Below are 16,495 nucleotides of genomic sequence, written 5' to 3'. Positions count from 1 at the left end.
TCTACTGCGTCCATCAGGGCGTTTACAGAGTCTTCACCCAGTTCGTCTTTGTCGCCATTAAGGGCTTTCAGAGCTGAACCTTTGATGATTGGAATATCGTCGCCAGGGAAGTCGTAGCTGGAAAGCAGTTCACGAATTTCCAATTCTACCAGTTCAAGCAGTTCAGCGTCGTCTACCATGTCTGCCTTGTTCAGGAAAACTACGATATAAGGTACGCCAACCTGACGGGCAAGCAGGATGTGCTCACGGGTCTGGGGCATTGGGCCGTCTGCTGCTGATACAACCAGAATTGCGCCGTCCATCTGGGCTGCACCGGTGATCATGTTCTTGACGTAGTCAGCGTGACCTGGGCAGTCGACGTGGGCGTAGTGACGCTTGTCGGTTTCGTATTCTACGTGGGCGGTTGCGATGGTGATACCACGCTCACGCTCTTCAGGGGCGTTGTCAATCTGGTCAAACGCCTTGTATTCGGCCTGACCTTTGCCGGCAAGCACTTTGGTGATTGCTGCGGTCAATGTGGTCTTACCATGGTCAACGTGACCAATTGTTCCGATGTTTACGTGCGTCTTATTACGCTCAAATTTAGCCTTGGCCATCGACTGGTTCCTCCTGTTTCTTAAATCGAGGGGTATTACCCTTTTACTTTTGCTATGATTTCATCGGATACCGACTTCGGTACCGGCTCGTAATGATCAAAGGTCATGGCGTAGGTTGCACGCCCTTGTGTTGCGGAACGAAGGTCGGTTGAGTAGCCAAACATGTTTGCCAATGGAACCATGGAGCTGACAACCTGAGCACCGGCACGTGAATCCATTCCCATGATACGGCCGCGACGGGAGTTAAGGTCACCAATAACCTCGCCCATGTACTCTTCAGGAACAACAACTTCAACAGACATAATCGGCTCAAGCAGAATCGGACCAGCTTTTTGACAGCCCTCTTTAAAGCCCATCGAACCGGCAATTTTAAATGCCATTTCTGACGAGTCAACTTCGTGGTAGGAACCATCGATCAAGGTTACTTTCACATCAACAACCGGGAATCCAGCCAACACACCGTTGTCGGTTGCCTCAAAAATCCCTTTATCAACTGCCGGGATATATTCACGAGGCACAACACCACCCTTGATGGCGTCAACGAATTCATACCCTTTGCCCGGCTCTGGCTGAGGCTCCACTTCCAACCAAACATGGCCATACTGACCACGTCCACCGGACTGGCGCACAAACTTACCTTCAACCTTAACCTTCTTGGTGATTGTTTCGCGGTAGGCAACCTGAGGCTTACCAACGTTCGCCTCTACCTTGAATTCACGCATCATACGATCAACGATAATCTCAAGGTGCAACTCACCCATACCGGAAATAATGGTTTGACCAGTCTCTTCGTCAGTCTTAACCCGGAAGGAAGGATCTTCACTTGCCAGCTTCTGGAGTGAAAGACCTAATTTCTCCTGGTCAGACTTGGTCTTGGGCTCAATTGCAATTGAAATAACCGGCTCAGGGAACTCGATAGACTCAAGAATAACAGCCTGATCTTCATTACAAAGTGTATCACCGGTAGTGGTATATTTAAGACCTACTGCAGCAGCAATATCACCAGCATATACTTCTTTGATCTCTTCACGCTTGTTGGCATGCATCTTCAACAGACGGCCAATCCGCTCGCGCTTGCCCTTTGTTGCGTTATATACATACGAACCAGACTGCAGAACACCTGAGTACACGCGGATAAAGGTAAGCTGCCCAACAAACGGGTCAGTCATAATTTTGAAACCAAGGGCTGAGAACGGCTCAGCATCATCAGCCTTGCGCTCTACTTCATTACCAGACTCATCAATACCCTTAATGGCAGGAATATCAAGCGGAGACGGCATATAATCAACAACTGCATCCAACAGGTTTTGAACACCTTTGTTCTTAAAGGATGAGCCACAAACCACAGGAATAATCTGAATATTGATGGTGCAGGTGCGAATAGCAGCCATAATCTCTGCTTCGGTCAGCTCTTCACCACCAAGGTACTTCTCCATCAAGGCGTCATCATGACTGGAGATTTCTTCAATCAGCTTATCGCGCCATTCCTGAGCATCATCAAGCAGATCTGCAGGAATTTCTTCTTCATGAAACTTGGCACCCAGAGACTCTTCATCCCAGATAATCGCCTTCATGCGAACAAGGTCAATAATACCCTTGTAATAATCTTCTTTACCAACCGGCAACTGAATCGGCACCGCATTCGCCTTCAAACGATCCTTGATCATCTGAACACCACGGAAGAAATCAGCACCGATACGGTCCATCTTATTAATAAATGCAATACGAGGAACACAGTACTTATCAGCCTGACGCCAAACTGTCTCAGACTGGGGCTCAACACCACCAACTGAACAGAATACAGCAACTGCGCCATCGAGCACCCTTAACGAACGCTCAACCTCAATCGTGAAGTCAACGTGCCCCGGGGTATCAATAATATTGATCCGGTGATCATTCCACTCACAGGTGGTGGCAGCAGAGGTAATGGTAATGCCACGCTCTTGCTCCTGCTCCATCCAGTCCATGGTAGCAGTACCCTCATGCACTTCACCGATTTTATGGGATACACCGGTGTAATACAGAATACGCTCTGTCGTAGTGGTTTTACCGGCGTCAATATGCGCCATGATACCAATGTTGCGATATTTACTAAGAGGTGACAAACGTGACACGAACTATTCCTCCAGCCAGCTAAAAACTACCAGCGATAGTGAGCAAAGGCACGGTTTGCCTCAGCCATTTTGTGAGTATCTTCCCGCTTCTTCACGGCAGCGCCACGACTATTAAAGGCATCCAGGATTTCGCCAGCCATTTTTTCTGTCATGGTCTTCTCGGAACGAGCAGCGGAATACTTAATCAACCAGCGCATCGCCAACGAAACCCGGCGGTCAGGACGAACCTCAACCGGAACCTGGTAGGTTGAACCACCAACACGCCGAGATTTAACTTCCAGCGTCGGCTTAATATTATCAAGACACTTCTTCAGAGCCTTTACAGCCTCTTCACCAGTCTTATTCTCAACAATATCCAGCGCACGATACAGAATTGACTCAGCAACACTCTTCTTGCCACCAACCATCAAAATGTTGATCAGCTTTGCCACAGTCTTATCATTATATTTTGGATCCGGCAGAATTACACGCTTAGGTACTTCACGTCTCCTTGGCATACCTTACCCCTCTGAAATACTTTTTACTTAGGACGCTTGGCGCCGTACTTGGAACGAGCCTGCATACGACCCTTAACACCAACGGAGTCAAGCGTACCACGCACGATATGATAACGAACACCCGGCAAGTCCTTTACCCGGCCACCACGAATCAAAACAACCGAGTGCTCCTGCAGGTTATGACCAACACCCGGAATGTATGAGGTAACCTCAATCCCGTTAGTCAAGCGAACACGAGCAACCTTACGAAGTGCGGAGTTAGGCTTCTTAGGGGTCGTAGTATAAACCCTCGTACAGACGCCACGCTTTTGCGGACAGCTCTTCAGAGCCGGCGCAGTTGACTTATCCCGCTTCTTTTCCCTACCCTGACGAATCAACTGATTGATCGTTGGCATACGCTTACCTGTCTCCCAGCAGCAAAAGTCTTCAACGCAAAAAGCGCGAATTCTTAAACTACCAATATTGTAGATATGATGTCAACACATTTTTCATTGACATATCTTTTTAACACATTTCCAGCATTACTTTGAGCCTGCGCGACAATTGCAAGTTCACATGGTGGGGGATGGAATAAGTGTAGGGCCGGAATTTCACCAGCATCTCCATCCTCTGTCTGTAGCTTACTGCTTAGCTACATGGTCGCGCTTCCTCATTGAGTTGAGACGCGTAACATAAACAGTTACACGCGCACTGTCAATCTTTTTTTTCAATCATTTAAAAAAAGCTGCATACAGACATTACTCCGCATGCAGCTTCAGTCACTTACGATCTCTTATTTATGCAGCCTGCTGTTCTACGTCCGCTTCAAGAGCAGCTCCTGCCTGTTCCACAGAAGATTCAGAGGCCTGATCTTCCACATGCAGGCGCAGATGACGATAACGCGGGATACCGGTACCTGCAGGGATCAGACGTCCCATAATAACGTTCTCTTTTAAGCCGCGCAAATGGTCTATCTTGCCCTCAATAGCTGCCTGTGTAAGGACTTTGGTTGTCTCCTGAAAGGAGGCCGCCGAGATGAACGACTCCGTTGAGAGAGAAGCCTTGGTAATACCAAGCAAGAGAGGCTCTGCAGTTGCAGGACGCTTACCCTCATCGAAGGCCTTGGCATTTTCCTCTTCAAACACATAGCGCTCAACCTGGTCATCAATCAAGAGGTTCGTATCACCGACCTCCTTAATTCTGACGCGCCGCAGCATTTGGCGCACAATAACTTCAATATGCTTGTCGTTAATCTTAACACCCTGAAGCCGATACACTTCCTGTACTTCGTCAACCAGATATTTAGCAAGTTCCTTGACACCAAGTACTCGCAGAATGTCATGGGGGTTGGATGAACCATCCATCAACGGCTCACCAGCACGCACATAGTCGCCTTCGTGAACACTTATATGCTTGCCTTTTGGTATCAGGTACTCTTTGGGTTCACCAAGCTCTGGTGTTACTACAACCTTACGCTTACCCTTAGAGTCTTTACCAAAATTCACTTTACCGTCGATCTCAGTAATAACCGCGAAATCTTTTGGTTTACGTGCTTCAAACAGCTCAGCAACCCGTGGCAGACCACCGGTAATATCCTTGGTCTTGGTTGTTTCTCGCGGAATCTTTGCAATAATATCACCGCCGTAGATGACGGCATCTTCAATCACGTTAATGATTGCCCCCACCGGCAGATAGTAGCGCCCGATGGTTGCTCCAGACTCACCAACGTCCTTTATGGCAATTCTCGGACGTTTATCAGAATCCTTGGTTTCTACAATTTCTTTACGGGAGAGACCAGTAACATCATCAAGTTTCTCTTCCATGGTGACGCCTTCGATAATGTCACCAAACTTAATCCGTCCACCAACTTCAGACAAAATTGGCATGGTGTACGGATCCCACTCAGCAAGTGTTTCACCGGCCTTCACCATACCTTCCGGGCCTATCTTCAGTTTGGCACCATAGACAACGCCGTACCGCTCGCGCTCACGACCTGTCTCATCAACCACGGAAACTTCACCGTTACGGCTCATGACAATATGGAAGCCTTCTGCATTCACAACGGTATGCAGGTTGATGTACTTGACCAAACCTTCATAGCGAGCTTCAAGAGAGGTCTGCTCAGCAGCACGTGAAGCAGTACCACCGATGTGGAAGGTACGCATGGTCAGCTGGGTACCAGGCTCACCAATGGATTGTGCGGCGATAACACCAACCGCTTCACCCATATTCACGATATGGCCCCGGGCAAGATCACGTCCGTAACACTTGGCGCAAATACCACGCTTGCTCTGACAGGTAAGCACTGAACGCATCTTAACTTTTTCAAGACCGGCATCTTCAATCTTCTTAACCAGATTCTCATCAATCTCCTGGTTTGCCTCAACCAGAATCTCATCAGTAATCGGATCATGAATATCATCAAGAGCAACCCGGCCAAGGATACGGTCACCAATATGTTCAATAACCTCACCGCCCTCAGTCAGCGAACTGACTGTCAGGCCGTCTAACGTACCACAATCATCCTCAGTGATAATTGCATCCTGGGCCACGTCAACCAGACGACGGGTTAGGTAACCGGAGTTTGCAGTTTTCAACGCAGTATCAGCAAGACCCTTCCGCGCACCGTGGGTTGAGATGAAGTACTGCAACACGGTCAGACCTTCACGGAAGTTTGCCGTAATCGGTGTTTCAATAATTTCACCTGATGGCTTGGCCATCAAGCCCCGCATACCGGCCAACTGACGAATCTGCTGAGCCGAACCCCGCGCACCGGAATCTGCCATCATGTGAATAGCGTTAAAGGAAGGTATCTCTACCTCTTTACCGTCAGTATCAATGACGATTTCTTTGGAGAGGTTACCCAGCATCTCCTTGGCAATCTCTTCCGTAGCCTTTGCCCAGATATCGATAACCTTGTTGTAACGCTCACCATCGGTAATCAAACCTTCGGTGTACTGATTCTGGATTTCCTGAACCTCTTCGTTTGCTCTGTCAATGATGGCCTGCTTCCCTTCAGGGATAACCATGTCATCAATACAGATTGAAATACCAGCCAGGTTCGCATAGCGGAAACCGGTTTCCTTCAGACGGTCAGCCAGAATAACGGTTTCCTTGTTGCCAGCAAGACGATAACAGGTATCAATCAGGTTGGAGAGTTCCTTCTTATTCATGACCTTGTTAATGGCAGAAAAAGGAACCTGTGGTGGCAACACTTCACGAAGGATGATCCTGCCAACGGTCGTATCAACCAGTTGTGGTTTTTCTTCAGGATTGTCAGGTGCGTCAATCATCCGCACCTTGACCCGTGCCTGCATATCAACCTCACCATGGTCAAAGGCGATACGCACTTCTTCAGGAGAAGCGAAGATAGTCCGCTCACCTTTTGCGCCGATACGCTCTCTGGTCATGTAGTAGGTACCAAGAACCATATCCTGTGAAGGCACAATAATTGGCTTACCGTGGGCCGGGGAAAGGATGTTGTTGGTAGACATCATCAGAACCCTGGTCTCAACCTGGCTTTCAATGGAAAGCGGCAGGTGTACAGCCATCTGGTCACCGTCGAAGTCGGCGTTAAAGGCGGTACAGACCAATGGATGCAGCTGGATAGCTTTACCCTCAATCAGAACCGGTTCAAAAGCCTGAATACCAAGACGGTGAAGAGTTGGTGCCCGGTTCAACATGACCGGGTGCTCCCTGATGACCTCTTCAAGTACGTCCCAAACCTCGGGGCGTTCCTTCTCAACCATCTTCTTGGCGCTCTTGATGGTGGTAACATACCCACGCTCTTCGAGTTTATTGTAGATAAACGGCTTAAACAGCTCCAACGCCATCTTCTTAGGCAGACCGCACTGGTGCAACTTCAGCTCAGGACCGACAACGATAACGGAACGACCTGAGTAGTCAACCCGCTTACCCAACAGGTTCTGACGGAACCGGCCTGATTTACCTTTTAGCATATCAGACAGTGACTTGAGCGGACGCTTGTTGGGTCCGGCTATGGCCCGGCCACGACGGCCGTTATCAAACAGTGCGTCAACCGCTTCCTGCAGCATCCGCTTTTCGTTGCGGATAATCACCTCTGGTGCCTGCAGCTCGCAGAGACGCTTGAGACGGTTGTTACGGTTAATTACCCGGCGATAGAGATCGTTCAGGTCAGAAGTAGCAAAACGGCCACCATCCAGAGGAACTAACGGACGCAGTTCAGGTGGTAGTACCGGAATACACTCAAGGATCATCCACTCAGGCTTGTTGCCGGATTGCTTGAACGCCTCAACAACTTTAAGACGTTTGGCAACCTTTTTACGCTTGGCCTCACTGGTGGACTCCATCATCTCCATCCGCAGCTGCACAGCCAGTTCATCGAGCTCCAGCGCCTGCAAGCACTTACGAACTGCTTCTGCACCCATGCCACCATCAAAGGCATCAAAGCCGTACTCTTCCTGAGCCTTAAGGAACTTGTCCTCAGACAACACCTCACAGAACTTCAGCGGTGTGGTGCCGGGATCAGTAATGGCAAAGGCCTCAAAATACAGTACCCGCTCAAGATCCTTCAGGGTAATGTCAAGCAGGTTACCGATCCGGGATGGTAGCGACTTAAGGAACCAGATATGAGCAACCGGAGTAGCCAGATCAATATGCCCGAGGCGCTCACGGCGAACTTTTGAGGGAATAACCTCAACGCCGCACTTTTCGCAGATGATGCCACGGTGCTTCATCCGCTTGTATTTACCGCAGTTACACTCGTAATCTTTGGTCGGTCCAAATATCTTGGCACAGAACAGACCATCACGTTCCGGCTTGAAGGTCCGATAATTTATCGTCTCAGGCTTTTTCACTTCACCAAAAGAACGCTCGCGTATCTTCTCCGGTGAGGAGATTGAGATACGGATGGACGAAAAATGCAGCGGATCTTTAGGTTTATCGAAGAAGCTTCCTGTGAAATAATCTTCCACGGTCTATCCTCCAGTATAAGTCTCATCATCAGGGCGAACCAAATGGTCCGCAACAGCGGCATGACTACCGCACGGTGTTACTCGTCCCCTTCAAGCAGCTCCACGTCAAGGCAGAGTGATTGAAGTTCCTTGATAAGCACGTTAAAGGATTCAGGCAGGCCTGGCTCCAGGGTGTGCTTACCCTTAACGATCGCTTCGTACATACGGGTACGACCGGAGACATCGTCCGACTTAACGGTCAGGAACTCCTGGAGTGCATAGGAACAGCCATACGCCTCCATTGCCCAGACCTCCATCTCACCAAGACGCTGACCACCGAATTGCGCCTTACCACCCAACGGCTGCTGCGTTACCAGCGAGTAAGGTCCAATAGAACGTGCGTGAATCTTGTCGTCTACCAAGTGGTGCAGTTTCAGCACATACATGATTCCGACCGTTACTTTATGTTTAAACGGCTCACCTGTACGGCCGTCAAAGAGTGTTACCTGACCATTGGTTGCAAATCCTGCCCTGGTCAACAGCTCCTTGATTTTAGCCTCCCCTGCCCCTTCAAAAACTGATGAGGCCATCGGTACACCACGTGACAAGCGACGGGCGACCAGCAGGAGTTCTTCACGATCCATGGTATCAAGGATCTTGTTAAACTCAGGGTTATCATAGGTTTCACGGATAAATTTCTTCAGGTTTTCCTCAGACGTATGCTCTTCAAGCATTTTCTGAATTTTCCAGCCAAGTCCCTTTGCAGCCCAACCCAAGTGTGTTTCAAGAATCTGTCCCACGTTCATACGGGAAGGAACGCCAAGCGGGTTCAGTACGATCTCAACCGGGCGACCGTCATCCATGTACGGCATATCCTCTTCCGGCATAATCCTGGAAACAACACCTTTGTTACCGTGGCGACCGGCCATCTTGTCACCGACCTGCAGCTTACGCTTAATGGCGACGTAGACCTTAACCATCTTGATCACGCCAGGAGGCAGATCGTCACCTCTCCGCAGCTTTTGAACCTTATCGTCGAATACACCACGAATCAGTTCCACCTGTTCATTAAGCTTGGAGATAACCTCAGCCACTTTTTCTTCTACATCAGTACCATCATCAACTGAAATAGTAGCCCAGCGATCCATGGTCAATGACTCAAGCAGTTCCTCGGTAATCTTCTTACCTTTGGCAAGCACGGTCACACCTTGACGATCTTCAACTTTGGCACCGGCTGTCTTGCCAACCAGAAGGCGCTTCAGTTTTCCGCGGGCTGAATCACGGATAATACGAACCTCATCCTGCTCATCCTTACGGAGTTTTTCTTCCTCGATCTTCTCAATCAGCTCAGTCCGGGCATCTTTATCATTGCCTTTACGTGAGAAGACCTTGGCACCAATGACCGTACCTTCCACACCCGGAGGTATGGTCAGCGAGGTATCACGCACATCACCGGCCTTTTCACCGAAGATGGCACGCAGCAGTTTCTCTTCAGGAGAGAGCTGTGTCTCACCTTTTGGAGTAATCTTACCGACCAGAATATCACCCGGTTTGACTTCAGCACCGATCCTGATGATACCGGACTCATCCAGATCCTTGAGTGCTTCTTCACCAAGGTTTGGAATATCAGAGGTGATCTCTTCCTTGCCCAGTTTGGTATCACGGGCAACACACTCAAACTCTTCAATATGGATTGAGGTATACCGGTCATCCTTGGTCAGGCGCTCTGAAACCAGGATGGAGTCCTCGAAGTTGTAACCACCCCATGGCATAAACGCCACGATGATGTTCTGACCAAGAGCCAATTCGCCCATGTCGGTTGAAGGACCATCGGCAATCACATCGCCGCGTTTGACCTTATCTCCCACCTTAACCACCGGTTTCTGGTTAATACAGGTGTTCTGGTTCGAGCGAGAAAACTTGACCAGGTTGTAAATATCAACCCCAGTGCCGGCCTCATCGAATTCTTCTTCATCAATCTTGATGACGATCCGGCCTGCGTCAACCGCATCAACCATACCGTTATGGCGAGCAATAACTGAAACACCAGAATCCTTGGCAACAATCCGCTCCATACCGGTACCCACCAGCGGTGAGTCGGCACGCAACAGCGGTACTGCCTGACGCTGCATGTTTGAACCCATCAGTGCCCGGTTGGCGTCATCGTTTTCCAAAAAGGGAATCAAGGCCGCTGCAACGGACACCAGCTGCTTGGGAGCCACGTCCATCAGCTCAATCTCATCCCGTTGTACCAGAACGAATTCACCACTCTTCCGAGCGGAGACATACTCATTGATGAGGCGACCATCCTGATCCATCAGGGCGTTTGCCTGAGCAATGGCGTGTCCTTCTTCTTCAAGTGCCGAGAAGAATTTAACTTCGTTGGTAACCTGGCCTTCACGAACCAGACGATACGGTGTTTCAACAAAGCCATGCTCGTTGATCCGGGCATAGGTTGAAAGCGAAGCGATCAAACCGATGTTCGGACCTTCCGGTGTCTCAATCGGACAGACCCTGCCGTAGTGCGTAGGGTGTACGTCACGGACCTCAAAACCGGCACGTTCGCGGGTCAGACCACCTGGTCCAAGGGCCGACAGACGGCGTTTGTGGGTAACCTCAGACAGCGGGTTGGTCTGGTCCATAAACTGTGATAACTGGGAAGAGCCGAAGAACTCCTTGACCACCGCTGAAACCGGCTTGGAGTTAATCAGATCGTGGGGCATCAGGTTTTCAACTTCCTGAAGAGACATCCGCTCCTTGATAGCCCGCTCCATCCGCACCAGACCGATACGGTACTGGTTTTCAAGCAGCTCACCAACAGCACGTACACGACGGTTACCCAGGTGGTCAATATCGTCAATTACGCCACGACCGTTTTTCAACTCGATCAGGTAACGCACGATCTCCAGGATATCGTTCCGCTGGCAGCGTTCTACAGAACCACCAAAGGCAACCTCAAGCAGCATCCGGTTACGACGAAGCCCTTCAATACGACGACGGTTTTCATCATAGCCACCCTGCTCAATCAGATCCACCAGCTTAGTGAACACGTCAGGCAGTTCAACGCCCTCCAACAGATCACGCTGGAAAAATTCAGGGTTGGCAACAATTCCGTTCAACTCGTCTGCCAGCTGTTCCAGCACACGCTCAGGTACAGGCTGCTGCAGATCAAGTTTTTTAAGTGTTTTGGCAAGGTCTGTGGAGATTCTTTCCTTAAGCGCCATATCAACTGGACGGGAACCGTTTACCAGACTCCCGATCAACTGATCAGCATGCTGCAGTTCTGCAGCAGTCAGCATGGTAGGTCCGTTAAGGATAGTACAATCAGGCCATACCTTCAGACCGAGTTTAAAGTTTAGCTTCAGACGTCCGACCGCAGAAAGATCATAGCGCTCTGGATTAAAAAACAGGTTATCAAACAGCACAAGCGAGCTTTTAAGCGTTGGAGGATCGCCAGGGCGGAGACGGCGATAGATCTCAATCAACGCCTCATCGCTGCTGTTAACCTTATCAGCAAGCAAGGTGTCGCGGAATGAAGAGGTAATATTGAGTCCATCAATATAGAGCAGCCCGAAAGAGCCAACCTCTTTCAAACGCAATTCATCCAACTTGTCAGCAGTCAATTCCTGATTGCATTCCAACAGGATTTCACCGGTAACCGGATCAACAACATCAGCTGATGCATAGCGACCGATAATGCTCTCGGCAACGGTTGGTATGGTTGTTACACCATGATCAAGAAGCTTTTTGATTGAGGCCTTGGTAAACTTTCTATTGGCCTTGACAATCACTTCGCCTTTGGCATCGGCAACATCAACGACAGCCTTTTGGAGGGTCAACAGTTCCGGTTCAATCGCTTTACGCAGCTCACCACCAGAAATAACAATCTGCTCACTCTTATAATAATAGTTAAGCAGATGCTCAACGGAGTACCCAAGAGCCTTTAACAGAACCGTGGCCGGCATCTTACGACGGCGGTCAATTCTGACAAAGAGTATATCTTTGTGGTCAAACTCAAAATCAAGCCATGAGCCCCGGTAAGGGATTACGCGTGCAGAATAAAGCACTTTACCGCTAGAGTGGGTTTTCCCTTTATCATGGTCAAAGAATACACCAGGTGAACGGTGCAACTGACTGACGATAACGCGCTCAGTACCATTAATGATAAAGGTGCCGTTCTCGGTCATCAACGGAATTTCCCCGAAGTAGACCTCCTGCTCCTTGATATCCTTAACACCACGGACACCCGATTCCTTACCGGAATCCCAGATAACAAGCCGCACCTTAACCTTCATAGGGGCTGCATAGGTCATACCGCGCTGATGACACTCTACTACATCGTACTTGGGTTTACTCAGTGTATAGGAGACATACTCAAGTGATGAAGTTTCGCTGAAATCCTTAATTGGAAAAACAGACCTAAAAACAGCTTCAAGACCAATATTTTTACGCAATTCCAACGGCACGTCGGATTGCAAAAAACGGCGGTAAGAGTTTTTCTGGATGTCAATCAGGTTCGGGATATCAATGATATTCTTGATAGTGGCAAAATTTTTGCGCAGCAGGTGGTTGTTGGCGATCGAGTAGGCCATACCTTCTCCTTCGGCAAGTAGCATAAAGAACAGACAACAGCACACAAAATACTGATTTAATTACATTAAATCACTAATCGCATGCCAGGGGGATTGTTAAAAACAGGACAAGCCAAGGCCGCACCAGGCGACCTTGGCTTCCTGCAGGTATTGCACTGCGCAACTATTTGATTTCTGCTTCTGCGCCAGCTTCAACCAGTTGCTTTACTGCTTCATCGGCCTCTGCCTTGGCAATGCCGGTTTTAACTGGGCTCGGTGCGCCGTCAACCAGGTCTTTTGCTTCTTTCAGACCCAGGCTGGTCAGCGTACGTACAACTTTGATCACGTTGATCTTGTTAGCACCGGCACTCTTCAGAATAACGTCAAATTCGGTCTTCTCTTCAGCTGCTTCAGCTGAAGCAGCAGGAGCTGCAGCAGCTACAGCTACAGGTGCAGCTGCAGAAACGCCGAACTTTTCTTCCAGTTCCTTAACCAGCTCAGCCAGATCAAGAACGGTCATCTTTTCAATAAATGCAACTACATCTGCCTTAGTAATGTCAGCCATGATATCCTCCATATAGGTATCGAGTGTTTAATTTTGTATAGGTACAACGAAAAGTTCTAGTTGCCTTCTTTTTGTACCCGAATAGCATCCAGAACGCGAACCAGTGAGCCAGGCAATGCTGCCAGAACACCAACAAAGTTGGTAGCTGGTGCCTGCATTGAACCGAGCATCTTGGCAAGCAAAACTTCCCGTGAGGGGAGATCTGCAAGTGCCTGAATCTGGTTTACATCAATAACCTTGCCGGAAAGCATACCAGCCTTAAGTACAAATACGCCTTTTGCTTCTTTGGCGAATTTGGACAGAACCTTGGCAGCACCGACAGGGTCGTCATAGGAAATAGCTACCGCTGTTGGGCCGGCAAGATAGGGAGCTAGGCACGCAGCCTCGGTTTCTTGTGCAGCGATATCAAACAGGGTGTTCTTAAACACCTTGTACTCAACGCTGGCAGATCGAAGCTCGTTACGCAGCGTTGTTGCCTTATCCACATTCATTCCGCGGAAATCAGCTAAAAACACTGCCTTTGCACGCGTCAACTTATCGTGCATCTGCGTTACTTGTTCCTGCTTGACAGATTTTTTCAAGCGTCGTCCTCCTTTCTTTTGGTTTCTGGGGGGATCCCCATGCCAAAGTCAGGAGCGTAAGGTAACTTACGAACCCAAGTCTCGGCAGGCAGACCTGTTACGTCTTTATGCTGGCTGCGCCTGCTGTCTGTGACTTTGGCTAAAAACTTTTAAATATTTGCGGTTACATCACTAATATCAAGATTAATTCCAGGGCCCATCGTTGATGAGAGAGAGATCTTCTTGATATAGGTACCTTTTGCAGCTGAAGGCTTAGCTTTTACCAGCGCCTCAACTAAAGCAACCAGGTTACCTTGAAGCTTTTCAGCATCAAAAGAAACTTTACCGATAGGAGCGTGGACAATACCAGCCTTCTCTACACGGAACTCAACCTTACCAGCCTTGGATTCCTTTACTGCACGTCCAACCTCAAAAGTAACCGTACCAACTTTAGGGTTAGGCATCAGTCCACGGGGACCGAGCAGTTTACCGATTTTACCAACAACACCCATCATATCTGGTGTTGCAATAGCGGTATCAAAATCAAACCAGCCTTCCTGAATCTTGGTAACCAGGTCATCAGCACCGACATAGTCCGCACCAGCGTCAAGAGCTTCTTTCTCTTTTTCGCCCTTTGCAAACACCAGCACCCGTACATTCTTGCCCAGACCGTTGGGCAGAACAACAGCACCACGAACCATCTGATCTGCGTGACGTGGATCAACACCCAGCTTAACTGCCACATCGACTGTTTCATCAAATTTGGCGTAAGCAGTATCTTTTACAACTTCAACCGCTGTTTTTAGGGGATAAACCGAGTTACGGTCAATCTTGGTCATTGCGGCGCTATGTTTTTTTGTACTCTTTGACATGTCCGTCCTCTCCTACTGAACTCTGTTTCCTCGGCAGAAGCCGATGTTACTCTACAATATCGACACCCATGGAACGAGCAGTACCTTCTACTGTTCGCATGGCTGCTTCAACAGAGGCCGCGTTCAGATCCGGCATTTTTTTCTTGGCAATTTCTTCTACTTGAGCCTTGGTCAGCTTACCAACCTTGGTTTTGTTCGGCACACTTGAACCGCTCTCAATACCGATCGTCTTTTTAATCAGAACCGGAACCGGTGGGGTCTTGGTTATGAATGAAAAAGACCGGTCTGCATAAACGGTAATAACAACAGGGGTAATAGTACCTTCATCAGCCTGGGTCTTGGCATTAAAGGCCTTGCAGAATTCCATGATATTGACGCCATGCTGACCAAGAGCAGGACCAATTGGAGGCGAGGGGTTAGCCTTACCTGCAGGAATTTGCAGTTTTATGTAGCCGGTTATCTTCTTAGCCATTGGAATGCACTCCTTTTATTACGTACCGCCTTCTGCAAAAGAAAACGGATTTTGTCAGCACTTCTCTACTTGCATAAACTCTAGTTCAACCGGGGTTGAACGTCCGAATATGGTAACAGCAACCCGCAGCTTACCTTTATCCGGCTTAACATCTTCAACAACACCGGTAAAGTTCAGGAACGGACCATCCACAACCCGAACCGTCTCACCAACATCGAACTCAATTTTAGGACGTGGTTTCTCTGCACCTTCTTCCATCCTGCGAGCAATCTTATTGACTTCCTCATCAGGAATAGGAAAAGGGGTATTCCCACCGACGAAACCGGTTACTTTGGCAGTTTCCTTAACAATGTGCCAAGTTTCGTCAGTCAGCACCATCTTGATCAGAATATAGCCAGGAAAGAATTTACGGGAAGAGGTCTTCTTCTCGCCTTTCTTGAGCTCAACAACGGTTTCAGATGGGATCAGTATTTCACCAAAAAGATCTTCCATCTTCTCATTCTTGACCCGCTCGGTCAGATTGAGGCGAACCTTGTTTTCATACCCTGAATATGTATGTACGCCATACCATTTCTGGCTCATAATTATTTTCCTGTTATCCCAATACCAAACGCATCAGCTTGGACAGGACCACATCGCACAAACCGAGGTAAATAGAGACCATGAAAACAATCAGGATCACGACGCCGGTTGTTGCAACGGTTTCCTTACGAGTTGGCCAGGTAACCTTGCTCAGCTCAAGTTTTACTGACTCGAAAAATGTCTTCACATTCGTCACAACACTCTCCCAAAAATGCGCCTGACATACAATTGCATGACGAATCAACACTCAAGGCTATTAAATAAATGGCAGGCCAGGAGGGATTCGAACCCCCAACATCCGGTTTTGGAGACCGGCGCTCTACCAATTAGAGCTACTGGCCTGCAACTGTTGTCGCACCCCTCTATTTTGTTTCCTTGTGGGGGGTATGCTTACGACAAAAACGACAATATTTACTGAACTCCAGCTTCTGAGGAGTAATCTTTTTATTCTTGGTTGTGGTGTAGTTTCTTTGCTTACACTCGGTGCAAGCAAGGGTAATGATGTCTCTCATCGCTCTTCCTTTTCAGACGCGAGCAAGGCGCTGGCAACCTTTACGGCTGACAGCGCCTGCTGGCACATCCTGTATCTTACTCGATAATTGCGCTGACGACGCCGGCGCCTACGGTACGACCACCTTCACGGATGGCGAAGCGAAGACCTTCGTCCATTGCGATAGGGGTGATCAGGTTTACGGTCATAGCTACGTTGTCACCAGGCATTACCATTTCAGTGCCTGCTGGCAGTTCTGCAAC

At 48.8% G+C, this 16,495-nt stretch carries 14 protein-coding genes and 1 tRNA gene; all 15 read right to left on the bottom strand.

Features of this window, described 5'->3' with window-relative positions; genetic code table 11:
* The coding region (locus B5D39_RS16410; protein ID WP_139366822.1) for a GTP-binding protein at positions 1-596 on the bottom strand (596 nt) is incomplete at its 3' end.
* Positions 597-631: 35 nt separating this feature from the next.
* The gene (gene fusA, locus B5D39_RS16405) at positions 632-2,710 is read right to left on the bottom strand and encodes an elongation factor G (protein WP_078791582.1); all 2,079 of its coding nucleotides are present in this window, start codon (positions 2,708-2,710) and stop codon (positions 632-634) included.
* Between the two features lie 26 nt (positions 2,711-2,736).
* The gene (rpsG, locus tag B5D39_RS16400) at positions 2,737-3,207 is read right to left on the bottom strand and encodes a 30S ribosomal protein S7 (RefSeq protein ID WP_078791581.1); all 471 of its coding nucleotides are present in this window, start codon (positions 3,205-3,207) and stop codon (positions 2,737-2,739) included.
* A gap of 23 nt (positions 3,208-3,230) precedes the next feature.
* Positions 3,231-3,602: a 30S ribosomal protein S12 gene (gene rpsL, locus B5D39_RS16395; RefSeq protein WP_078791580.1), complete on the bottom strand. Its 372-nt coding sequence runs from the start codon at positions 3,600-3,602 to the stop codon at positions 3,231-3,233.
* A 381-nt stretch (positions 3,603-3,983) separates the two neighbouring features.
* Entirely contained in the window at positions 3,984-8,141 is a 4,158-nt protein-coding gene (rpoC, locus tag B5D39_RS16390; RefSeq protein ID WP_078791579.1) for a DNA-directed RNA polymerase subunit beta', read from the bottom strand.
* A 77-nt stretch (positions 8,142-8,218) separates the two neighbouring features.
* On the bottom strand, positions 8,219-12,712 hold the full coding sequence (gene rpoB, locus B5D39_RS16385; protein ID WP_078791578.1) for a DNA-directed RNA polymerase subunit beta: 4,494 nt from the start codon (positions 12,710-12,712) through the stop codon (positions 8,219-8,221).
* Positions 12,713-12,875: 163 nt separating this feature from the next.
* Positions 12,876-13,256 (bottom strand): 50S ribosomal protein L7/L12, encoded by a 381-nt coding sequence (gene rplL / locus B5D39_RS16380; protein ID WP_078791577.1) that lies wholly within the window; start codon positions 13,254-13,256, stop codon positions 12,876-12,878.
* A 56-nt stretch (positions 13,257-13,312) separates the two neighbouring features.
* A complete protein-coding gene (gene rplJ / locus B5D39_RS16375; RefSeq protein ID WP_078791576.1) occupies positions 13,313-13,837 on the bottom strand; it encodes a 50S ribosomal protein L10 in 525 nt (174 codons plus the stop codon).
* A gap of 149 nt (positions 13,838-13,986) precedes the next feature.
* Complete coding sequence (gene rplA, locus B5D39_RS16370; RefSeq protein WP_078791575.1) at positions 13,987-14,688, bottom strand: 50S ribosomal protein L1; 702 nt, start codon at positions 14,686-14,688, stop codon at positions 13,987-13,989.
* A 46-nt stretch (positions 14,689-14,734) separates the two neighbouring features.
* Positions 14,735-15,160, bottom strand: coding sequence for a 50S ribosomal protein L11 (rplK, locus tag B5D39_RS16365; RefSeq protein ID WP_078791574.1), 426 nt, complete (start codon positions 15,158-15,160; stop codon positions 14,735-14,737).
* Between the two features lie 54 nt (positions 15,161-15,214).
* Positions 15,215-15,742, bottom strand: coding sequence for a transcription termination/antitermination protein NusG (gene nusG, locus B5D39_RS16360; protein ID WP_078791573.1), 528 nt, complete (start codon positions 15,740-15,742; stop codon positions 15,215-15,217).
* A 13-nt stretch (positions 15,743-15,755) separates the two neighbouring features.
* On the bottom strand, positions 15,756-15,938 hold the full coding sequence (gene secE / locus B5D39_RS16355) for a preprotein translocase subunit SecE (RefSeq protein ID WP_078791572.1): 183 nt from the start codon (positions 15,936-15,938) through the stop codon (positions 15,756-15,758).
* A 69-nt stretch (positions 15,939-16,007) separates the two neighbouring features.
* A tRNA-Trp gene (locus B5D39_RS16350) sits at positions 16,008-16,084 on the bottom strand.
* A gap of 20 nt (positions 16,085-16,104) precedes the next feature.
* Positions 16,105-16,254, bottom strand: a complete 150-nt coding sequence (gene rpmG / locus B5D39_RS16345; RefSeq protein WP_012469399.1) for a 50S ribosomal protein L33 — start codon at positions 16,252-16,254, stop codon at positions 16,105-16,107.
* A gap of 76 nt (positions 16,255-16,330) precedes the next feature.
* On the bottom strand, positions 16,331-16,495 hold a 165-nt coding region (locus tag B5D39_RS16340; protein ID WP_483028306.1), incomplete at its 5' end, for an EF-Tu C-terminal domain-related protein.

This window comes from Trichlorobacter thiogenes, assembly GCF_900167465.1.
In the GTDB taxonomy this organism is placed as follows: Bacteria; Desulfobacterota; Desulfuromonadia; order Geobacterales; family Pseudopelobacteraceae; genus Trichlorobacter; species Trichlorobacter thiogenes.
Note: the sequence above shows the minus strand (reverse complement) of the source record. Positions and strands in the feature narration are given on the sequence as shown.